The sequence below is a fragment of the Bradyrhizobium sp. Ken64 genome, assembly GCF_055807555.1.
The window spans coordinates 308,299-329,185 of the sequence record NZ_JBVVPA010000004.1; the positions used below are offsets into that span (position 1 = coordinate 308,299).

Consider the following 20,887-nt stretch of genomic DNA (forward strand, 5'->3'; position numbering starts at 1 on the left):
GGTCCGTTCACAGCCATTGAAATACGCTGACGATATTTGATATGGTCCATAACAATTATCAAATATAACTTCAAGGGTGACGGACGACCCTCCCGAACTTAGCGGGATTACGAGCATGAGGCGATGACCGTTTCCAAAACCGCTGAAAAGTCCTCTGAAAAACCCGCCGAGACCGCCAAGGGCCGCAAGGACGCGGCCGACGGGCCTGGCGAAGCCCTCCAGCTGGGCGAACTCTCGGAGCAGCTCGGCTATGTCCTGAAGCGGGCACAGCTCAAGGTGTTCGAGAACTTTCTGCGCTGCATGGCCTCGCTCCAGCTAACGCCGGCGCAGTTCTCCGTGCTGCTGCTGGTCGAGAAAAACCCCGGCCGTAACCAGACCGAGATCGCCTCTACCCTCGGCATCCTGCGCCCGAACTTCGTGGCGATGCTCGACAATCTCGAGAGCCGCGACCTTTGTGCGCGGATCCGCTCCACCAACGACCGCCGCTCGCACATCCTGGTGCTGACCGACAAGGGCAAGGCCGTGCTGGCCCGCGCCAAGAAGCTCGTCGCCACCAAGCACGAGGCCCGGCTGAACGAGCTGCTCGGGCCGTCCAACCGCGAAGCCCTGCTCGGGATGCTCTCGAAGATCGCCAACGAGTTTTGACGGATTCATTGCTCCGGCGACGGAGCATCGAACGCGGAATCGCAGGCGGGCTGGCGGCGGTTACGCCGCCGCGAACCGGTCGGGCCTGGCAGGTGTTTTCTCAAACAGGAAACGGCGCTCGATTTCCTCGGCGGGCAACGGAGGGCTGAACAAGTAGCCCTGCATTTCCGTGCAGCCCTCCGCTGCGATCCGGTCCCTTTGCTCCTCGGTCTCCACGCCCTCCGCCGTCGTCGTCATGCCCATTCCGCGCGCCAGTGCCGCCACCGCGCGCACGATGCTGAGGGATGCCGCATTGTTTTCCACGCCGCTGACGAAAGACCGATCGATCTTGATCTTGTCGAAGGGGAAGCATTGCAGATAGGTCAGTGACGAATAACCGGTGCCGAAATCGTCCATGGCGACCTTGATGCCCAGCGCGCGGAGCTGGTGCAGCGTCGCCAGCGTCCCGTTCCTGTCCTGCAGCAAAACGCTTTCCGTGATCTCGATCTCCAGCCGCCGCGGATCTAGGCCGGAGGCCGCGAGCGCGCCGACGATCACCTCCGTCAGGCCCGGCTGGCGGAATTGCACCGCCGAGATGTTGACGGCGACGTGCAGATGGTCCGGCCACCGGCTTGCAGTGGCACAGGCCTGCCGGATCACCCATTCGCCGATCGGCACGATCAGGCCGATCTCTTCCGCAAGCGGGATAAAGCTGTTCGGCGCGACCAGTCCGCGCCGTGGATGTCGCCAACGGATCAAGGCTTCGAAGCCGCTGATCTCGCCGCCGTCGCTCTTCACGACCGGCTGGTAGTGCAGTTCGAACTCGCCGGCGGCAAGGCCGTTGTGCAGGTCCTGCTCCAGCGCGCGGCGGCTTTGCGCTTCTTCGCCCATGGCCGGTTCGAAGAAGCAGTGCATGCCGCGGCCGTCGCTTTTCGCGCGATACAGGGCCAGATCGGCATTGTGCAGGAGTTGCTCGGGCGTCGAGCCGTCGCCGGGCGCGATGGCGATTCCGATGCTCGCGCCCACAATAGCCTGATGTCGGTCGAGCCCGAACGGAGCACTCAGCGTGCTGACCACATCGCGCGCCAGCAGGTCAGCTTCGCGCGAATCGGAAATCGGCGACTGGAGGATCACGAATTCATCGCCACCCATGCGCGCGACGGTATCGCTGTCGCGGGCGAGCAGCTTGAGGCGGCGGCTGACATCCTGCAGCAGAATGTCGCCGGCCTGATCGCCCAGGGTGTCGTTGACGGCCTTGAACTTGTCGAGGTCGATGTGGTGGATCGCGAACATCCCGCCCTGTTCGAGGGCCTGCTCGAGGCGCTGACCGAGCAGGGCGCGATTGGCGAGATCCGTCAGCGCGTCGTGGTGCGCCATATGCGCGATCTGCAATTCCGCCTTGCGCTGCTCGGTGATGTCTTCGTGGGTCGCGACCCACCCGAGATCGGGCATCGGTCGGTGCCTGATCTTGAAGGTTCGCCCGTTCCGCATCTCGACGATGCTGTCCATGGCCTCGGCCGACGTCGCGACATCGGTCCGCCATTTGGCGTATTCCTCCCGCGTCATCGCGGGCACGCTGCCGACTTCGTAGCGCAGGTCGAGGATCTCCTGGAGCGGCGTGCCCGGACGAACGCGGTCTGGCGGCAGGCCGTACATCTCGATAAAGTGCGTGTTGCACACCACCAGCCGATGGCCGGCGTCGAAGAAGCAGAGTCCGTGCGACATGTTGTTGATCGCGATGTCGAACTGAAAATTGCGCTCCCGTAGCCGCGCACTGAGCTCTTCGCGCTCGGTAATGTCCTCGTGGGTCGCCATGCCGCCGCCGTCGGGCAGGGGATGGATGGTGTAGGCGATGATTCGTCCATCGGCGAACTGCTGGACCGTCTGCTCGCTGACGACCGAACCCTCGGTGCGGGCGCGGACATAGGCGCCGGCTTCTCCGCCGATGTTCAGGCCCAGTTTGAGCCGATGCTCGATCAGGTCCTTGATCGGCGTGCCCGGGTGCACCTGGTCGGGCGAGAGCGCGTACATCTCGCGGTAGCGCGGATTGCAGAAAATGACCCTGCGGTCGCTGCCAAACAGGATGATCCCAAGCCACAGATTATTGGCGGCGCATTTGAGCAGCTCGCCGAGCACGAGCGGATCAATGCTTGCGACCTCCTGATCACTTTCCGCCATGCGCGTTGCCCCCGGGACGACGCGATTAGAGCAGGCGGTGGTGAATCAGCCCAACAATTCGTCCAGTTTCGGGACATGTTCCTGAAACTGCGGCGAATGCGAGGTTAAAGGCGGCGATGCCGCCTCTGGAAAAGAGAACGCCGGCGAGAATCAGAGATCGTTAACCATGTCGTCCAGCCGAACGCGCGCGGCGCCGGCGGGACGGCGATGCCGCCGTGTCAGTCGACCAGGATTACCCTGATGTCGTTCACATTGGTCAGCGTGGGCCCCGGCAGCAACAGGTCGCCCGTCGCCTCGAAGAACGCCGTCGCGTCGTTGTTGTCGAGATAGACTTGCGGCTGCAGCCCCTGCGCCGTCATCTTCGCGAACGTCGCCGCGTCAACCAGCGCGCCGGCGGGGTCGGTGGGATGGCCGGCACCGCCATCGGCGCCGTCGGTGTCGCCGGCGAGCGCGGAGATGTCAGGCGTGTCCTTCAAGAGGCCGGCGAGCGCCAGCGCATATTCCTGGTTCGGGCCGCCGCGGCCATTGCCGCGCACGGTGACCGTGAGCTCGCCGCCGGAGAGGATCGCGACGCGCTTGCCCTGCGCGCGGGCCTGAAGCGCCAGCTTGGCGTGATCGGCGGCAATTTCGCGGGCCTCGCCTTCGAGGTCGGCGCCGAGATCGATCGTCTCGTAACCGGCCTCATGCGCCAGCCTCACCGCAGCGTCGACCGATTGCTTCGGACGTGCGATCAATTCGAAATGCGCGCGCGCGAACGCGGCGTCGCCGGGCTTGCAGCTCTCGTTGGCGGGGTCGTCCAGCGCGCGGCGCACGGCATCGTCGATGTCGAGCTTGTATTTGGCGACGATGGCGCGCGCATTATTGAGCGTGGTTGGATCGGGCACGGTCGGACCGGAGGCGATCGCGGAGGGGTCGTCATGCGGCACGTCGGAGATCGCGAGCGTCACGATCTCGGCGGCATTTTTGCCCGCGCGCGCCAGCCGGCCGCCCTTGATCCGCGACAGGTGTTTGCGCACGACGTTCATCTCGCCGATCGGCGCGCCGGAGCGCAGCAGAGCCTTGTTGACCGCCTGCTTCTGCGCGAAGCTGATGCCGTCCACGGGCGCGATCCAGTTCGCCGAGCCGCCGCCGGTGAGCAGCACCAAGAGCAAATCGTCCGGCCCGGCCTCGGCTGCGAGCGCGAGCGTATCGGCCGCGCCCTTCAGGCCGGCTTCGTCAGGCACGGGATGGCCGGCCTCGACCACGCGGATGCGGCGGGTCGGCACGCCGTAGCCGTGACGGGTGGTGGCGATGCCGACCAGGCGCTCCGGTGCGAGCCCGAGCGTGTCGAGGTAATGCCGCTCGGCGGCGGCGGCCATCGCGGCCGCGCCCTTGCCGGCGGCGAGGCAGATCACGCGTCCCCTCGGCGCGGGCCGCAGGTGCGGCGCCAGAATCGTGCTCGGATGAGCGGCGGCAACGGCGGCGTCGTAGAGCGCGCGGAGCAGGGGGCGTCGGTCGGTCATGACGAAGGGCCTTGAGCGGACAGAAAAGACTGGCGGCAAACGCGCCGCTCACCTGCCTACCGCATCATGCGCCAAAGCGTAAGCGGGCTTTGCCATCATTCGATTGTGCAATCGCGTGATCATAATCGACGCGCAAGCAAAAACCCCCTGCGGATCAGCGCAGGGGGTTTCATCGTCGTGGGTATCAGGCGATTAGCCGCCGACGTCGGCGCTGATCACGTCACCAAACAGATCCCACTTTTCGCCCTTGAACCGTTCGAGCCGAAGCTGGCTGATCGGTGCAAAGTCGGTTGCAGACGTGTTGATCTGGACACCCGGCAGTAGCACCTCGGTCCGGTAGTTCTTGAGGCTCGCGGCCTGCTTCATGATGTTCGCGCGGGTGAGATCGTCGCCGCACTGCTTTAGCACCTGGACGAGCGTCTGCGCGACGCCGTAGCCGACGATGGTGCCATGGTCGAGCTTGTCGCCGTCCGGGAAGTACTTCGTCATGAAGGCGAGGAAGTCCTTCATGCCGGGATCATTGTTCCACTCCGGATCGGACACGTCCTTTAGATAGTCCGCGGAGATGATGTCCTGCGCATTCTCGAAACCGGCAGGCTTGAGCACGCTGCCGACCGAGGCCGAGACGTTGTTGAGGAAGTGCAGCGGCTTCCAGCCGATCTCGGCATTCTTCTTGATCGCCTGCGCCGCGAATTTCGGCGTCGTGATGTTCATGAAGACGTCGGCGCCGGTCGACTTCAGCTTGACGATGTGGTTGTCGATGGTCGGCTCGGAGGTCTCGTAGCTCTCCTCCATGACGATCATCGACGCGGCCTTGGCGCCGAGGCCGTCCTTTAGGCCCTTGAGATAATCCTTGCCGTAATCGTCGTTCTGGAACAGCACGGCGATCTTGGCATCCGGCTTGTTCTTGAGCAGCCATTTCGCATAGATCTGCGTCTCGCTCTGGTAGTTGGGCTGCCAGCCCATGGTCCAGGGGAAATCCTTCGGGTCGTTCCACTTGGTGGCGCCGGTGGCGACGAAGAGCTGCGGCACCTTCTTCGAGTTCATGTATTTGTGGATCGCCGAGTTCGGCGGCGTGCCGAGCGAGTTGAAGATGAACAGCACCTCGTCGCTCTCGACCAGCTTGCGCGCCTGCTCCACAGTCTTCGGCGGCGAATAGGCGTCATCGTACGAGATGAAGTTGATCTTGCGGCCGTTGATGCCGCCTTCGTCGTTGATCTTCTTGAAATAGGCCGCTTCCGTCCGTCCGATGATGCCGTAGGCGGAGGCCGGTCCGCTGTAGGGCATGATGTTGCCGATCTTGATCTCGGTATCGGTCGCGCCGGTATCGTATTTCTTCTGGGCCGATGCAGTGGAGGCCGAGGCCGCAATGAGCGCGAGCGCGAGTGACGCGGCCGCAAGTTTGCCGGTGACAGCGGGCATTCCTATCTCCCTATTTTCTTGGTGTGTGCGCGTCCCTTTTCTTGTGTTGCCTGTTCTTGGTGACGCAACCGCAATTCAATACGATTTACCTGGTGCCTTCAATAGAAAGCCCCCGCGGCGGGGGGGCAGGGGCTGCTTCTTTAGTAGTCAGGGATGGGGGCGCGCTCGTGTGCGACTGCGAGAAGGTGCATCCGTCTGAGTTGATGAACAGATCAGGAGCGAGTTTGAGTTGCGCGGCTTCAGTGGCCGAGCTCGCTCGAGATGATGTCCCCGAACAGCTCCCATTTCCGGCCCTTGAACCGCATCATCTGGAGCTGCTCGATCGGAGCGAAATTATCGGCTGCGGTGTTGATCTTGATGCCGGGCAACAGGGTGTCGGGCTCGAAATCCTTCAGGCTGGCGGCCTGCTTCATGACGTTGTCGCGGGTGAGGTCGTCGCCGCACATTTGCAGCACCTTCACCATTGTCTGCGCGGCCGCGTAGCCGAACACCACGCCGGCATCGAGCTTGTTGGCCTTGGGATCGTACTGCGCGACGAAATTGTAGAATTTCTTCATGCCGTCGTCGGCGTTCCATTGCGGGTCGGAGCCGTCCTTGGTGTAGGTCGCCGACAGGATGCCTTGCGAGATCTCGAGCCCCGCCGGCTCGAGCACACCGCCGACCGAGGCCGAAACGTTGGAGATGATGTGGACCGGATGCCAGCCGATCTCGGCCGCCTTCTTGATCGCCTGCGCTGCAAATTTCGGCGTTGTGATGCTGACGAAGATGTCGGCGCCGGAAGCCTTCAATTTCACGACATGCTCGTCAATCGCGGGCTCCGAAGTGTCGTAGCTGTCCTCCAGCACGATCATCGAGGCCTTGGGGCCGAGGCCTTCCTTCAGCCCTTTCAGATAGTCCTTGCCGAAATCGTCGTTCTGGTAGAGCACGCCGATCTTGCCGTCCGGCTTCTCCTTCATGATGTACTTGGCGTAGATGCGTGCCTCGCTGGCGTAGCTCGGCTGCCAGCCCATGGTCCAGGGATATTGCTTTGGATCGTTCCACTTCGAAGCGCCGCTCGCCACGAACAATTGCGGCACCTTCTTCTCGTTCATGTATTTGCGAATGGCGCCGTTGGTGGAGGTGCCGAGCGAGCCGAAGATCAGCAGCACCCCGTCGCTCTCGACCAGCTTGCGGGCCTGCTCCACCGTCTTCGGCGGCGAATAGCCGTCGTCGTAGGAGATGAACTTGATCTTGCGGCCGCCGATGCCGCCCTCGGCGTTGATCTTGTTGAAATAGGCTTCCTCGGCCTTGCCGATCGCCGCATAGGCGGAGGCCGGGCCGCTATAGGGCATGATGTTGCCGATCTTGATCTCGGTATCGGAAGCGCCGCTATCATATTTCTTCTGCGCCAGGGCTGGGCCGCTCATCGCAGTGCACAACGCGAATGCAGCCAGAACGCCCGCAACCTGAAATCGAACGGCAGTCATCTTTCTCCACCCGGAACGGATCGCCGCCGCATTGAACAAGATTGATGCGGGACGTCAACAAAAAGCCCCCGCGATCGTTCGCGGGGGCCTCTCGATGTGTCGGACTATGGCGTCAGGGCGTCACTCGGTGGCGATGTCGCCGCTGATGATCTCGCCGAAGAGTTCCCACTTCTCGCCCTTGAAGCGCTGCATCTGAAGCTGCGCGATCGGGGCGAAGTCGGTGGGCCCGGTGTTGATCTTGACGCCGGGCAGCAGGGTGTCCGGTGCAAAGTCCTTCAACGAAGCCGCCTGCTTCATGATGTTGGCCCGGGTCAGATCGTCGCCGCACGTCTCCAGGACTTTGGCCAGCGTCGACGCGGCGCCGTAGCCATAGACCATGCTGGTGTCGGACTTGTCGGCACCCGGCATGTACTTGTCGACGAACTCGTTCCACTTCTTCATGCCGGGGTCGTTGGCCCACTGCGGGTCCGTGGAGTCCTTGGCATAGGCCGCCGACAGCACGCCCTGCGCAGCCTCGAAGCCGGCCGGCTTCATCACGCTACCGACCGAGATCGACACGTTGGTGAGGATCTGCAGCGGCTTCCAGCTCAGCTCGGCGGTCTTCTTGATGGTCTGGGCCGCGAACTTCGGCGTCGCGTAGATCAGCAGGACGTCGGGATTGGCCGCCTTGATCTTGACGATGTGACCGTCGATCGAGGGCTCGGACACCTCGTAGCTTTCTTCCATGATGATCATGGACGCGCCTTTGGCGCCCAGGCCGTCCTTGGTGCCCTTGAGGTAGTCTTTGCCGAAATCGTCGTTCTGATAGAGGATCGCGATCTTGGCGTCCGGCTTCTCCTTCAACAGCCATTTCGCGTAGATCTGCGCTTCGCTCTGGTAGGAGGGCTGCCAGCCCATGGTCCAGGGGAAGTTCTTCGGGTCGTTCCACTTGGTGGCGCCGGTGGCGACGAACAGCTGCGGGATCTTCTTGGCATTCAAATACTTCTGGATCGCGCTGTTCGAGGGCGTGCCGAGCGGGTTGAACACGACGATCACTTCGTCGCTCTCGACCAGCTTGCGGACCTGCTCCACGGCCTTCGGCGGCGAATAGCCGTCGTCATAGGTGACGAAGTTGATCTTGCGGCCGTTGATGCCGCCCTTGTCGTTGATCATCTTGAAATAGGCTTCTTCGGTCTTGCCGATGATGCCATAGGCCGACGCCGGACCGCTGTACGGCATGATGTTGCCGATCTTGATCTCGGTGTCGGAGGCGCCGGTGTCATATTTCTTCTGGGCGAATGCGGCGCCCGAGGTGAGAGTGATGACCGCCGTTGCCGTTACCAGCGCAGCGGTTCGCAGTGTTCTTTCAAAAAGCAATTCGGGTCTCCTTGGCTGAATCAAAGGGTTGTCAGTTGTTTCTGAGCCGGCCGACGAGTTGCTGGCCCATGATCGCGATCTGCCTCGCGCCGTGCGGCACGAGGTAGATGACGGCGAACAGGAGTACGCCGAACACGGCGCCGGAGAGGCCCTTGGAGATGCCCTCCGCCATGTTCGGCACGAAGATGATGAAGGCTGCGCCGACGAACGAGCCGGGCAGCCAGCCGACGCCACCGACGACCATGCCGAGGAACAGCGAGATCGCGAGCGTGATCGTGTAGCTGTCGGGCGCGACGAACTGCACGGCGATGGCGCCAAGCGAGCCGGCAACGCCGGTGATGCCGGCGGACACGCCGAAGGCCAGCGTCTTGTACAGTGCGACGTTGACGCCCATCGAGGAGGCCGCGATCTCGTTGTCGCGGATCGCCATGAAGGCGCGGCCCGACCGGGAGCGCAGCAGGTTCACCGAGAAGATGTAGATCGCGAGCACGACGGCAAGCGAGAAGTAGTAGAGCCACGTGTCCTGTGACATCGGCAACCCGAACGGCGCGTCGGGTTTGGTGACGACGAGGCCCTGCACGCCGCCCGTCCAGTGCTCGAGGAAGTTCAGCTTCAGCAGCTGCGGCATCGCGGTGGCAAGCGCAAAGGTCGCGAGCGCGAGATAGACGCCCGACAGCCGCAGCGCCGGCTTGCCGAACAGGTAGCCGAATCCGAAGCAGACCGCGGCGGAAATCGGAATTGTCAGCGCATAGTTGACGTTGAAGTATTCCATCAGCACCGCCGAGGTATAAGCGCCCACGGCGTAGAAGGCGCTCTGGCCGAGCGAGAACTGGCCGGAGCCGCCCGTCAGGATGTTCAAGGCCAGCACCGCGAGCCCGTAGATCAGGAGCATCGTCATCTGGAAGATGATGAAGTTCTTGACGAACATCGGCACGACCAACAGCACCGCCAGCACTAACAGGGAGGTGCCCGTGCCCAGCGTCATTGCCCGCTTCGGAACCGCCTCGACTGCCGTGGCTTCCGTGACGACGTCTTCTGCAGCGCTCATGATCAAACTCGCTTGACGATTTGCCGGCCGAACAGGCCAGCGGGTTTGACGACCAGGACGGAAATGATCAGCGCGAGCGCGATCGGAAGCTTCAGCTCGTTGCCGACGCCGGGAATGTAGGTGCCGGCGAGGTTCTCGAAGACACCGACCAGGAAGCCGCCGACCACGGCGCCGAACGGGCTGGTCAGTCCGCCGAGCACCGCCGCAGCAAAGCCGTAGATCAGCACGCCGCCCATCATGTTGGGCTCGAGGAACACGACCGGTGCGATCAGCATGCCGGCGATCGCACCGATCGCGGACGCCATGCCCCAGCCGAGCGCAATCATCCAGCTGGTGTTGATGCCGACCAGCCGCGCCGATTCAGGCACGGAGGCGGCCGCGCGCATGGCGAGGCCGATCTTGGTGTACTGGAAGAAGAAGTAGAGGCCGAGCAGCAGCAGCACGGTAACGCCGATCATGCCGGCCTGGTGGGTCGAGATCAGCTGGCTGCCGAGGAAGGGCGAGGAGCCGAACGGGGTCGGATACTGCTTGATGGTGAAGTCCCAGATCAGGCCGGCCGAGGAGTTGATGATCGCGAACAGCGCGATGAAACCGGCGACGTTGGTCAGCACCGGCGCCTTGGCGAGCGGCTTGAACAGGATGCGTTCGATCGCGATGCCGCCGACAAAGGACAATGCCAGCGTGATCACGAAGGCGGCCCAATAGGGGATGCCCCATTGCATCAGCTGCCAGGAGATGAAGGTCGAGAACATCGCCATCTCGCCCTGCGCGAAGTTGAGGTGGTCGATCGCCTGGTAGATCATGACCACGGCGAGCGCCATGCAGGCGTAGATCGCGCCCGTGGCGATGCCGGCCAGCACTTGGTTGGTGAACAGCTCCATCGTGCCGGCTCCTCAGTAACCCAGGTAGGATTTGCGGATTTCTTCGTTGTTCGCGATGTCCTTGGCGTTGCCCGACATCACGATGCGCCCGGTCTCGATCACATAGGCCTGGTCGGCGAGCTCGAGCGCGAGCTGGGCGTTCTGCTCGACCACCAGGATCGACACCTTGTCCTCGCGATTGATCTTGCCGAGGATGCCGAACAGGTCGCGCACCACCAGCGGCGCCAGGCCGAACGAAGGCTCGTCCAGCAGCATCAGCCGCGGCCGCAGCATCAGGGCGCGGGCGACCGCGAGCATCTGCTGCTCGCCGCCCGAGAGCGTGCCGGCCTGCTGGGTATGCCGCTGCTTGAGCACCGGGAAATGCGCATACATGCGTTCGATGTCGGAGACGATGCCGGCGCTGTCCTTGCGGGTGATTGCGCCGAGCTGCAGGTTTTCCTCCACCGTCATGGTGGTGAAGGTGCCGCGGCCCTGCGGCACATGGGCGATGCCGAACCGCACGATGCTCTCCGTGGAGCGGTTGTTCAGCGGCTTGCCGTCGAACTCGATGCCGCCGGTCGAGCGCACCATGTTGCAGATCGCGCGCAGCGTGGTGGTCTTGCCGGCGCCGTTGGCCCCCAGCAGCGTGGTCAGCGATCCCTCGCTGAGCGAGAAGGACAGGCCGTGGAGCGCTTGGACCTGGCCGTAATAGGCGCGCAGGTCCTTGACGTTGAGCAGCGTCGTCATTGGTCCTTGCTCCCGAGATAGGCCTTGATGACGTCGGGATCCGCCTGCACCTGGGCCGGCGTGCCTTCCGCGAGCTTCTTGCCGAAATTCAGCGCGACGACGTGGTCGGCGATCGACATCACGAGGCCCATGTGATGCTCGACCAGCAGCACGGTCATATGGCGTTCGTCGCGGATGCGGCGGATGAGGTCGCCGAGCACGTAGACTTCCTCGTGGTTGAGGCCGCCGGCGGGCTCGTCGAGCAGCAGGATCTTCGGATCGGCAGCGAGAGCGCGCGCCAGCTCGACGCGCTTCTGCGTGCCGAACGGCAGGCCCGACACGACGGTGTGGGCGACGTCCTCGAGGTCGAGATAGGCGAGGATCTCATGCACCTTCTTGTTGACGTCGCTCTCGCTGCGGCGAACCCAAGCCAGCCGCAGCGAGTCGCTGATGATGTCGCTGGAGGTGCGGGCATGGGTGCCGACGCGGACATTGTCCATCACCGACAAATTCGGAAACAGCGCCACGTTCTGGAAGGTGCGGCCGATGCCGATCTCCGCGATCCGGTGCGGCGGGCGGGTCAGGATGCTCGCGCCCTCCATCAGGATGTCGCCGGACGACGGCTGGTAGAGCCGCGAGAGGCAGTTGAAGAGCGTGGTCTTGCCGGCGCCGTTAGGGCCGATCAAGCCGAGGATCTGGCCCTTGTGCATGTCAAAGGACACGCCGTTGAGCGCGACGATGCCGCCGAACACGACGCTGACGTCGCGAACCGCGAGCAGGGGCGATGTTCCCTGCGCGAGCTGTGCCTGCGTCATCTCGTCTCGCCCACTGTGTTCAGTGAGCGAAGGGGCGATGTGAACCGCTCCCGATGACGACAAAGGCTATCTGATCCCCTCGGCCACACGCGCAACTTTCCCTCCTGATTTCAGCTTTTTGCTGACGTCTTTTTTGGAATGCGGCATCAGACCCCCAAGTGCCGCTTCGATGTTCCTTACCATCGCAAGCAGACGCGGTCCAATGTCGTTGATCAAACGCTCTTCCGTGAAGCGGAATGCCGGCGCGCCGCAATTGAATGCGTAGGGACCGGTTCCGTCGTTGAGCCTGAGCGCGACGCCGGCAGCACCGATATCGTCGTGCCAGTCGCCGACCGAAATCGCAAATCCGTATTTCGCGACCGTCTCGCCTGAGCGTTCCAAACCGTCGCGCATCTTCGGCCAGCGGCTGCCGTAATGTTCGCGCAAGACACGAGACAGTTCCGCCCGGTCGTTCTCCTCGAGCGCCCAGAAATAGGCACGGCCCATCGCGCTGGTTGCAATCGGCACGCGGGAGCCGACGTCAAGTTGAACGCCGACCGTCTCGCTGCCGCGGCTTTGCCCGAAATAGATCATGCTGTGACGGTCGCGGCCGCCGACGGCAACGGCTCCGCCGGTCGCACGCATCATTTCCTCGCGGAACGGTTCGGACAAATGCCGAACGCCGAGATTGGATAACGCGGCGTAGCCGAGCGCCATCGCGGCCGGCGCAAGCTGATATTTCTCGAAGCGGGGAACCGGCGTCAGATAGCCGAGCTTCGTCAACGTATAGGTCAGCCGCGAAACGGTCGGTTTGGGCAAATTGGTGCGGGCCGCGATTTCCTGATTGCCAAGAAGTCCGTCGCTGGGCTGGAATGCGCGCAATACGTCGAGTCCGCGGGAAAGCGCGACGACGAAATTCCGGTCGGTCGCTGTCTTCTTTCCTGTACGCTTCATCCCTGATCTGCTTCTTGCGCGGAGTCGTTGACAAGCCACGTGCTTCAAAATAACCCTGCCGTCAAGATGCGGAATTAAATTCCGCAATGCGAAATTGAACAAAAGTTACCCCACCAAGGAGGGACACCGTGAGCGAAGTGGTCAAGCTTGAGCGTCATGACGAAGTCGGGATCGTCACGGTCGACAGCCCTCCGGTCAACGCGCTGAGCGCCGCGGTTCGTGGCGGAATTCTGGAGTGCATCAAGGCCGCGGTCGCCGATCCCGCCATCAAGGGCATCGTGCTGACCTGTGCCGGCCGCACCTTCATTGCGGGCGCCGATATCACCGAATTCGGCAAGCCGCCGAAGCCGCCCGCCCTCAACGACGTGCTTTCCGAGATCGAGAATTCACCAAAGCCGGTCGTGGCCGCGATCCACGGCACCGCGCTCGGTGGCGGCCTCGAGGTCGCGCTCGCCTGTCATTTCCGCGTCGCGGTGAAGGAAGCCAAGCTCGGCCTGCCCGAGGTGAAGCTCGGCCTGCTGCCGGGCGCCGGCGGCACCCAGCGCCTGCCGCGCGCAGTCGGACCGGAGCTCGCGGTCAAGATGATCGTCGGCGGTGATCCGATCGGTGCGGCGGAAGCGCTGAAGAACGGTCTGATCGAGGAGATCGTCGAGGGCCCGGCCGCCGGAGGCGAAGCCTTCGTACGAAAGCTGCTGGCTGAAAAGCGTCCGCTGCGCCGCCTGCGTGACGACGACTCCAAGATCGCGTCGGCCAAGGCTGACCGCTCGATCTTCACCAATGCAGTCGCCGCCATGACCAAGAAGTCGCGCGGCCTGGAAGCGCCGTTCGCGGCGGCCGACGCCGTCGGCTACGCCATCGACCTGCCGTTCGACGAAGGCCTCAAGAAGGAGCGCGAGGGCTTCCTCAAGCTCGTCGCCAGCGATCAGTCCAAGGCGCAGCGTTATGCCTTCTTCGCCGAGCGCGAGGCCAGCAAGATCGCCGGCGTTCCTGAAGGGACCAAGCCGCGGCCCGTGAACCGCGTCGCCATCCTCGGCGCCGGCACGATGGGCGGCGGCATCGCGATGTCCTTCGCCAATGCCGGCGTTCCCGTCACCCTGATCGAGACCGGCGAGGAGCAGCTCAAGCGCGGCATGGGCATCATGCAGAAGAACTGGGAAGCGACCGCGGCGCGCGGCGGCATCCCGGCGGACGCGCCCGCCAAGCGCATGGCGCTGATCAACGGCGTCGTGGGCATCGAGAACGTCGGCGACGCCGACCTCGTCATCGAAGCCGTGTTCGAGACCATGGCAGTGAAGAAGGAAGTGTTCGGCAAGCTCGACCAATACGTCAAGCCGGGCGCCGTGCTCGCTTCCAACACGTCGTACCTGAACATCGACGAGATCGCGAAGTCGACCAGGCGTCCGCAGGACGTGCTCGGCATGCACTTCTTCTCGCCCGCCAACGTCATGAAATTGTGCGAGATCGTGCGCGCCGACAAGACCGCGCCGGATGCGCTGGTGACTGCTGTCAACATCGCACGCAAAATCGCAAAGGTGCCGGCCGTGGTCGGTGTCTGCGACGGCTTTGTCGGCAACCGCATGCTGGCCCAGCGCGGCAAGCAGTCCGAAAAGCTGCTGTTCGAAGGTGCGCTGCCGCAGCAGGTCGACGCCGTCGTGACGAAGTTCGGCATGCCGATGGGGCCGTTCGCGATGGGTGACCTCGCCGGGCTCGACATCGGCTGGCGCTCGCGCAAGGACCGCGGCATCAAGTCGGAGATTGCCGACGCGCTCTGCGAAGCCGGCCGCTTCGGCCAGAAGACCGGCAAGGGCTATTACAAATACGAGGCCGGCTCCCGTTCGGCGCTGCCCGATCCGGAAGTCGAGAAGCTGATCGACGAGACCCTGCTTCGTTTGGGCCGCAAGAAGCGCGTCGTCAGCGACGACGAGATCCTCGAACGCATGATGTATCCGATGATCAACGAGGGCGCGAAGATCCTGGAAGAAGGTATCGCCGTGCGCCCGTCCGATATCGACGTGGTCTGGCTCTATGGCTATGGCTGGCCGATCTACCGCGGCGGCCCGATGTTCTGGGCCGACACCGTCGGCCTCAAGCACATCGCCGATCGTCTCTCCTTCTATGCCAAGGAGACCAACGACCCCAGCCTCGAGCCCGCGCCGCTGCTGAAGAAGCTCGCAGCCGAAGGCAAGACCTTCGCCTCGCTCGCGGCCGGCTCGAAAGCCGCGTGATTGGATTGGGCTCGGTGATTGCGAACACCTTTGCCAGGGCAAGGCTCTCTCCGTTCCCTCCCCCCTTGTGGGGGAGGGTCAGGGAGGGGGGTAGCCCCGGGCGAGGTCCGAGTTCGTGGCACCCCCTTCCCCAACCCTTCCCCACAAGGGGGAAGGGAGCCGGTCTGTCCGTACCCGCCTTACGTTTGCAGAGCATTGATCGTTAATGACCCATCCCGGCGAACAGTTTTATCCCGAGGGCGTGCGCTGGGACGACACCATCGTCCAGGGTTCGTTGCCTGACCTGCTGGCAAAAGCCGCCGCCGAGTACGGACCGCGCACCGCGCTGGAATTCCGGGATCGTCCGATCAGCTACACCGAACTCGCCGCGATGGCGGAGCGTGCGGCTGCCGCGTTCCTGCGCGCCGGCTACGGCAAGAATACGTCCATCGCCCTGTTCCTCGGCAATACGCCGGACCATCCCGTCAATTTCTTCGGCGCGCTGAAGGCCGGCGCCCGCGTCGCGCATCTCTCACCGCTCGACGGCGAAATCGCGCTGACGCACAAGGTCTCCGATTCCGGTTCGCGCCTGCTCGTCACCTCCAACCTCGCGGCGCTGCTGCCGACCGCGCTGAAATTCCTGGAGAAGGGCCTGATCGATCGCCTGGTCGTCTGCGAGGACGACAATTGGGGCAAGGTCGGCACGCCGCAGGCACCGATCCCCGATGATCCCCGCATCGTCACCTTCAAAACCTTCGTCGAGGGCGCCACCGCGCCAGCGCAGTGGCCGTCGGTGACGGCGGACGACGTCGCGCTGCTGCAATATACCGGTGGCACCACCGGGTTGCCCAAGGGCGCGATGCTGACCCACGGCAATCTCACTTCGGCCGTGTCGATCTACGACGTCTGGGGCAAGCCGTCCCGAGCCGCGCGCGGCGACGTCGTCGAGCGCGTGATCTGCGTGCTGCCGCTGTTCCACATCTATGCGCTCACGGTCGTGCTGCTGTCCTCGCTCAGCCGCGGTTATCTGATCTCGCTGCTTCAGCGTTTCGATGTCGAAGCGGTGATGCGCGACATCGAAATCAAGCGCGCGACCTATTTCCCGGGCGTGCCGACCATGTGGATTGCGATTGCAGCGCTCCCAGATCTCGACAAGCGCGACTTCTCCTCACTGGCCACCATCGGCTCCGGCGGCGCGCCGCTGCCGGTGGAGATCGCGAGTTTCTTCGAGCGCAAGGTCGGCAAGAAGCTCAAGAGCGGCTGGGGCATGACCGAGACCTGCTCGCCCGGCACCGGCCATCCGCCCACCGGTCCCGACAAGCCCGGCTCGATCGGCCTGATGCTGCCCGGCATCGAACTCGACGTCGTCGCGCTGGACGATCCGACACGCGTATTGCCGCCGGGCGAAGTCGGCGAAATCCGCATCAAGGGCCCGAACGTCACCAAAGGCTACTGGAACAGGCCCGAGGGATCCGCGGAGGCCTTCGTCGACGGCCGCTTCATCACCGGCGACATCGGCTATGTCGACAGCGACGGCTATTTCTTCCTGGTCGACCGCAAGAAGGATATGATCATCTCCGGCGGCTTCAACGTCTATCCGCAGATGATCGAGCAGGCGATCTACACCCTACCAGGCGTGCACGAGGTGATCGTGCTCGGCATTCCCGACTCGTATCGCGGCGAGGCCGCCAAAGCCTTCATCAAGCTGAAGCCGGACGCAAAGCCGTTCTCGCTCGACGAGCTGCGCGCGCAGCTCGCCGGCAAGCTCGGCAAGCACGAATTGCCGGCGGAGGTCGAATTCGTCGACGATCTGCCGCGCACGCCGGTAGGAAAGCTGTCGCGCCATGAGTTGCGCCAGCAGCAGAAACCATCACAATCCGCCCAACTTGCCACCCGACTTGCATCAGGAGATCGCTCTTGACCGACGCCGTCATCGTTTCCACCGCCCGCACCCCGATTGGCAAGGCCTATCGCGGCGCGCTCAACGCCACCGAGGGCGCAACCCTGCTCGGCCACGCCATCGGCGAAGCCGTCGCGCGCGCCAAGGTCGACCCCAGGGAGGTCGAGGACGTCGTGATGGGCGCAGCGCTCCAGCAGGGCGCGACCGGCGGCAACATCGCGCGCAAGGCGCTGCTCCGTGCCGGTCTCCCCGTCACCGTCGCCGGCACCACCATCGACCGGCAATGCGCCTCGGGCCTGCAGGCGATCGCGCTCGCCGCACGTTCGGTGATTTTCGACGGCGTCGAGATCGCGGTCGGCGGTGGCGGCGAGTCCATCTCGCTGGTGCAGAACGACAAGATGAACGGCTTCCATGCGCAGGACCCGGCGCTGCTCGAGATCAAGGGCGAGGTCTACATGCCCATGATCGACACCGCCGAAATCGTGGCCAAGCGCTACGGCATCTCGCGCGAGAAACAGGACGAATATTCACTGGAGAGCCAGCGCCGCACGGCTGCGGCCCAGCAGGGCGGCAAGTTCAGGGACGAACTCGCGCCGATCACCACAAAGATGGCGGTGACCGACAAGGCGACCGGTGCGGTCTCGTTCAAGGACGTCACGCTGTCGCAGGACGAGGGCCCGCGCCCCGAGACCACCGCTGAAGGTCTCGCCGGCCTCAAGGCCGTGCGCGGCGACGGTTTTTCGGTCACCGCCGGCAATGCCAGCCAGCTTTCGGACGGGGCTAGCGCCTCCGTGATCATGAGCGACAAGGAAGCGGCAAAGCGCGGGCTGAACCCGCTCGGCATCTTCCGCGGCTTCGTCTCCGCCGGCTGCGAGCCGGACGAGATGGGCATCGGCCCGGTGTTCGCCGTGCCGCGCCTGCTCAAGCGTCATGGCCTGACCGTTGACGACATCGGCCTGTGGGAGCTGAACGAAGCCTTCGCGGTGCAGGTGCTGTATTGCCGCGACAAGCTCGGCATCGACCCCGACAAGATCAACGTCGACGGCGGCGCGATTGCTGTGGGCCATCCCTACGGCATGTCGGGCGCGCGCCTCACCGGCCACGCTTTGATCGAGGGCCGCCGCCGTAAGGCGAAGTACGCGGTCGTCACCATGTGCGTCGGCGGCGGCATGGGCGCGGCGGGGCTTTTTGAGGTGTTGCAGTAACCGTCGTCCCGGCCTAGTGCGCAATTGCGCACGGGAGCCGGGACCCATACTCCGCAGCAGGAGTTTGGCGCCCAAACGATAATGGCCTTCGCAAGACAACGAAGGCCGGTGGTTATGGGTCCCGGCCTTCGCCGGGACGACAAGGGTAGGAGGATCCGATGGATCTCGCATTCACGAAAGAAGAGCAGGCGTTTCGCGAGGAAGTGCGGTCATTCTTCCGCGACAACGTGCCGCCGGATACGCGGCGCAAGCTGGTCGAGGGCCGCCACCTCTCGAAGGACGAGATGGTGACGTGGTGGCGCATCCTCAACAAGAAGGGCTGGGGCGTCAGCCACTGGCCCAAGCAATATGGCGGCACCGGCTGGACCTCCGTGCAGCACTACATCTTCAACGAGGAGCTGCAGTCCTATCCGGCGCCGCAGCCGCTCGCCTTCGGCGTCAGCATGGTCGGTCCTGTCATCTACACCTTCGGCAATGAAGAGCAGAAGAAGCAGTATCTGCCCCGCATCGCCAATGTCGACGATTGGTGGTGCCAGGGTTTTTCCGAGCCCGGCTCCGGCTCCGACCTCGCCTCGCTCAAGACCAAGGCCGAGCGCAAGGGCGACAAGTGGATCATCAACGGCCAGAAGACCTGGACGACGCTCGCCCAGCACGCCGACATGATCTTCTGCCTGTGCCGCACCGATGCGACCGCCAAGAAGCAGATGGGCATCTCCTTCATCGTGTTCTCGATGAAGTCCAAGGGCGTCACCGTGCGCCCGATCCAGACCATCGACGGCGGCGTCGAGGTCAACGAGGTCTTCTTCGACGACGTCGAAGTGCCCTACGAGAACCTGATCGGCGAGGAGAACAAGGGCTGGGATTACGCGAAATTCCTGCTCGGTAATGAGCGCACCGGCATCGCCCGGGTCGGCGTCTCCAAGGAGCGGCTCCGCCGCATCCGCGATCTCGCCGGTAAGGTCGAATCCGGCGGCAAGCCGATCATCCAGGACGCGGCCTTCCGTGACAAGCTTGCGGCCTGCGAGATCGAGCTCAAGGCGCTCGAGCTGACGCAGCTCCGCGTCGTCGCCGACGAAGGCAAGCATGGCAAGGGCAAGCCCAATCCGGCTTCCTCGGTGCTGAAGATCAAGGGCTCCGAGATCCAGCAGACCACCACCGAGCTGCTGATGGAGGTGATCGGTCCGTTCGCAGCACCCTATGACGTGCACGGCGATGACGGCTCCAACGAAGCCATGGACTGGACCGCCCAGATCGCGCCGAGCTACTTCAACAACCGCAAGGTCTCGATCTACGGCGGCTCCAACGAGATCCAGCGCAACATCATCGCCAAGGCGGTGCTGGGGCTTTGATCGTACACTATCAACACGCACTCACCGTCATGGCCGGGCTTGACCCGGCCATCCACGCCTAGCGCCACGAAAGAACGTGGATGCCCGGCACAAGGCCGGGCATGACGACATCGATACCGGAGAGCAAAGAACATGGATTTTGATCTGAACGAGGAGCAACGGCTTCTCAAGGAAAGCATCGACGGCCTCTTGACCGATTCCTACGATTTCGAGAGTCGCAAGAAGTACATGAAGGAGAAGGGCGGCTGGAGCCGGACCGTCTGGGGCAAGCTCGCCGAGCAGGGCCTGCTCGGTCTGCCCTTCGCGGAGGCCGATGGCGGCTTCGGCGGCGGCGGCGTCGAGACCATGATCGTGATGGAGGCGCTCGGCAAGGCACTGGTGCTCGAGCCTTATCTCGCAACCGTCGTGATCGGCGGCGGCTTCCTGCGCCATGCGGGCAGCGATGCGCAGAAGGCCGCGCATGTGCCCGGCATCGTCGACGGCAGCAAGACGCTCGCCTTTGCCCAGCTCGAGAAGAACTCGCGCTACGATCTCTTCGACGTCACCACGACGGCGAAGAAGAAGGGTGAGGGTTGGGTCATCGACGGCGAGAAGTTCGTCGTGCTCAACGGCGAGAACGCAGACACCCTCATCGTGACCGCGCGCACCAGGGGCGAGCGCCGCGACAAGAGCGGCATCGGCGTGTTCCTGGTGCCGGCCGATGCCAAGGGCGTCGCCAGGAAGTCGTATCCGACCCAGGACGGCCTGCACGCCGCCGACATCACCTTCACCGGCGTCGAGATCGGTGCCGATGCGGCGCTCGGCAATCCCGACGATTCGCTCGCGCTGATCGAGCGTGTGGTCGATGAAGCCCGCATCGCGCTTTGCGCCGAAGCGGTCGGCCTGATGGACGAGTCTCTGAAGACAACAGTCGAGTACATCAAGACGCGCAAGCAGTTTGGTGTCGCGATCGGTTCGTTCCAGTCGCTGCAGCACCGCGCCTCCGACATGTTCGTTGCCGCCGAGCAGGCGCGATCGATGTCGATGTTCGCGACCATGGCTGTTGATTTCGAGGACGCCAAGGAGCGCAGCAACGCCGTTGCCGCGGCCAAGGTGCAGATCGGCAAGTCGCTGAAGTTCGTGGGACAGCAGGCGATCCAGCTCCACGGCGGCATCGGCATGACCATGGAGGCGAAGATCGGCCACTACTTCAAGCGCCTGACCATGATCGAGAACTCGTTCGGCGACACCGACTATCACCAGCGCCGCGTGGCGGACGGTGGCGGGTTGATCTAGCCGCGGCAGCTGTCGTCCCCCGCG

The 20,887-nt window shown here is 63.9% G+C and carries 16 protein-coding genes; 6 read left to right on the forward strand and 10 right to left on the reverse strand.

Annotated features, from left to right (window positions below; all coding sequences use genetic code 11):
* The first annotated feature begins 123 nt into the window (after nt 1-123).
* Complete coding sequence (locus AC0L2F_RS09620; protein WP_007605305.1) at nt 124-645, forward strand: MarR family winged helix-turn-helix transcriptional regulator; 522 nt, start codon at nt 124-126, stop codon at nt 643-645.
* Between the two features lie 60 nt (nt 646-705).
* Here AC0L2F_RS09620 and AC0L2F_RS09625 read toward each other — a convergent pair whose 3' ends face one another.
* From AC0L2F_RS09625 to AC0L2F_RS09670, 10 genes are all read right to left on the reverse strand, one after another.
* Nucleotides 706-2,802, reverse strand: coding sequence for a putative bifunctional diguanylate cyclase/phosphodiesterase (locus AC0L2F_RS09625; protein WP_473248227.1), 2,097 nt, complete (start codon nt 2,800-2,802; stop codon nt 706-708).
* Nucleotides 2,803-3,020: 218 nt separating this feature from the next.
* The gene (locus tag AC0L2F_RS09630) at nt 3,021-4,304 is read right to left on the reverse strand and encodes a glycerate kinase type-2 family protein (RefSeq protein ID WP_473248228.1); all 1,284 of its coding nucleotides are present in this window, start codon (nt 4,302-4,304) and stop codon (nt 3,021-3,023) included.
* Between the two features lie 192 nt (nt 4,305-4,496).
* On the reverse strand, nt 4,497-5,726 hold the full coding sequence (locus tag AC0L2F_RS09635) for an ABC transporter substrate-binding protein (RefSeq protein WP_063994653.1): 1,230 nt from the start codon (nt 5,724-5,726) through the stop codon (nt 4,497-4,499).
* 239 nt (nt 5,727-5,965) lie between these two features.
* Nucleotides 5,966-7,192, reverse strand: a complete 1,227-nt coding sequence (locus AC0L2F_RS09640; protein WP_473248229.1) for an ABC transporter substrate-binding protein — start codon at nt 7,190-7,192, stop codon at nt 5,966-5,968.
* Between the two features lie 120 nt (nt 7,193-7,312).
* Nucleotides 7,313-8,548: an ABC transporter substrate-binding protein gene (locus AC0L2F_RS09645; protein WP_007605315.1), complete on the reverse strand. Its 1,236-nt coding sequence runs from the start codon at nt 8,546-8,548 to the stop codon at nt 7,313-7,315.
* A 31-nt stretch (nt 8,549-8,579) separates the two neighbouring features.
* Nucleotides 8,580-9,596: a branched-chain amino acid ABC transporter permease gene (locus tag AC0L2F_RS09650; RefSeq protein WP_007605316.1), complete on the reverse strand. Its 1,017-nt coding sequence runs from the start codon at nt 9,594-9,596 to the stop codon at nt 8,580-8,582.
* 2 nt (nt 9,597-9,598) lie between these two features.
* On the reverse strand, nt 9,599-10,477 hold the full coding sequence (locus tag AC0L2F_RS09655) for a branched-chain amino acid ABC transporter permease (protein ID WP_007599708.1): 879 nt from the start codon (nt 10,475-10,477) through the stop codon (nt 9,599-9,601).
* A 12-nt stretch (nt 10,478-10,489) separates the two neighbouring features.
* On the reverse strand, nt 10,490-11,203 hold the full coding sequence (locus AC0L2F_RS09660; RefSeq protein ID WP_007599709.1) for an ABC transporter ATP-binding protein: 714 nt from the start codon (nt 11,201-11,203) through the stop codon (nt 10,490-10,492).
* Nucleotides 11,200-11,997, reverse strand: coding sequence for an ABC transporter ATP-binding protein (locus AC0L2F_RS09665; RefSeq protein ID WP_007599710.1), 798 nt, complete (start codon nt 11,995-11,997; stop codon nt 11,200-11,202). The genes AC0L2F_RS09660 and AC0L2F_RS09665 overlap by 4 nt, the downstream gene beginning before the upstream one ends.
* Before the next feature lie 66 nt (nt 11,998-12,063).
* A complete protein-coding gene (locus AC0L2F_RS09670; RefSeq protein WP_007599713.1) occupies nt 12,064-12,930 on the reverse strand; it encodes an IclR family transcriptional regulator in 867 nt (288 codons plus the stop codon).
* Between the two features lie 128 nt (nt 12,931-13,058).
* Between AC0L2F_RS09670 and AC0L2F_RS09675 the strand changes: the two genes are divergently transcribed.
* The 5 genes from AC0L2F_RS09675 to pimD all read left to right on the forward strand — a co-directional run bounded on the left by AC0L2F_RS09675 (nt 13,059) and on the right by pimD (nt 20,863).
* Nucleotides 13,059-15,155, forward strand: a complete 2,097-nt coding sequence (locus tag AC0L2F_RS09675) for a 3-hydroxyacyl-CoA dehydrogenase NAD-binding domain-containing protein (RefSeq protein ID WP_473248230.1) — start codon at nt 13,059-13,061, stop codon at nt 15,153-15,155.
* Nucleotides 15,156-15,360: 205 nt separating this feature from the next.
* Nucleotides 15,361-17,055, forward strand: coding sequence for a dicarboxylate--CoA ligase PimA (pimA, locus tag AC0L2F_RS09680; RefSeq protein WP_473248231.1), 1,695 nt, complete (start codon nt 15,361-15,363; stop codon nt 17,053-17,055).
* On the forward strand, nt 17,052-18,239 hold the full coding sequence (locus AC0L2F_RS09685) for an acetyl-CoA C-acyltransferase (protein ID WP_007605326.1): 1,188 nt from the start codon (nt 17,052-17,054) through the stop codon (nt 18,237-18,239). Before pimA ends, AC0L2F_RS09685 begins: the two co-directional genes overlap by 4 nt.
* Nucleotides 18,240-18,397: 158 nt before the next feature.
* Nucleotides 18,398-19,588 (forward strand): pimeloyl-CoA dehydrogenase large subunit, encoded by a 1,191-nt coding sequence (gene pimC / locus AC0L2F_RS09690; RefSeq protein WP_007605328.1) that lies wholly within the window; start codon nt 18,398-18,400, stop codon nt 19,586-19,588.
* Between the two features lie 132 nt (nt 19,589-19,720).
* Complete coding sequence (gene pimD, locus AC0L2F_RS09695) at nt 19,721-20,863, forward strand: pimeloyl-CoA dehydrogenase small subunit (protein WP_473248232.1); 1,143 nt, start codon at nt 19,721-19,723, stop codon at nt 20,861-20,863.
* Nucleotides 20,864-20,887: the final 24 nt, after the last annotated feature.

Bases quoted from the DNA above. Each gene is read 5' to 3' on its own strand.
- AC0L2F_RS09635 (WP_063994653.1), bottom strand. From the start codon at position 5,726: ATGCCCGCTGTCACCGGCAAACTTGCGGCCGCGTCACTCGCGCTCGCG.
- AC0L2F_RS09665 (WP_007599710.1), bottom strand. From the start codon at position 11,997: ATGACGCAGGCACAGCTCGCGCAGGGAACATCGCCCCTGCTCGCGGTT.
- pimC (WP_007605328.1), top strand. From the start codon at position 18,398: ATGGATCTCGCATTCACGAAAGAAGAGCAGGCGTTTCGCGAGGAAGTG.
- AC0L2F_RS09640 (WP_473248229.1), bottom strand. From the start codon at position 7,192: ATGACTGCCGTTCGATTTCAGGTTGCGGGCGTTCTGGCTGCATTCGCG.
- AC0L2F_RS09660 (WP_007599709.1), bottom strand. From the start codon at position 11,203: ATGACGACGCTGCTCAACGTCAAGGACCTGCGCGCCTATTACGGCCAG.
- pimA (WP_473248231.1), top strand. From the start codon at position 15,361: ATGACCCATCCCGGCGAACAGTTTTATCCCGAGGGCGTGCGCTGGGAC.
- AC0L2F_RS09625 (WP_473248227.1), bottom strand. From the start codon at position 2,802: ATGGCGGAAAGTGATCAGGAGGTCGCAAGCATTGATCCGCTCGTGCTC.
- AC0L2F_RS09630 (WP_473248228.1), bottom strand. From the start codon at position 4,304: ATGACCGACCGACGCCCCCTGCTCCGCGCGCTCTACGACGCCGCCGTT.
- pimD (WP_473248232.1), top strand. From the start codon at position 19,721: ATGGATTTTGATCTGAACGAGGAGCAACGGCTTCTCAAGGAAAGCATC.
- AC0L2F_RS09655 (WP_007599708.1), bottom strand. From the start codon at position 10,477: ATGGAGCTGTTCACCAACCAAGTGCTGGCCGGCATCGCCACGGGCGCG.
- AC0L2F_RS09670 (WP_007599713.1), bottom strand. From the start codon at position 12,930: ATGAAGCGTACAGGAAAGAAGACAGCGACCGACCGGAATTTCGTCGTC.
- AC0L2F_RS09650 (WP_007605316.1), bottom strand. From the start codon at position 9,596: ATGAGCGCTGCAGAAGACGTCGTCACGGAAGCCACGGCAGTCGAGGCG.
- AC0L2F_RS09620 (WP_007605305.1), top strand. From the start codon at position 124: ATGACCGTTTCCAAAACCGCTGAAAAGTCCTCTGAAAAACCCGCCGAG.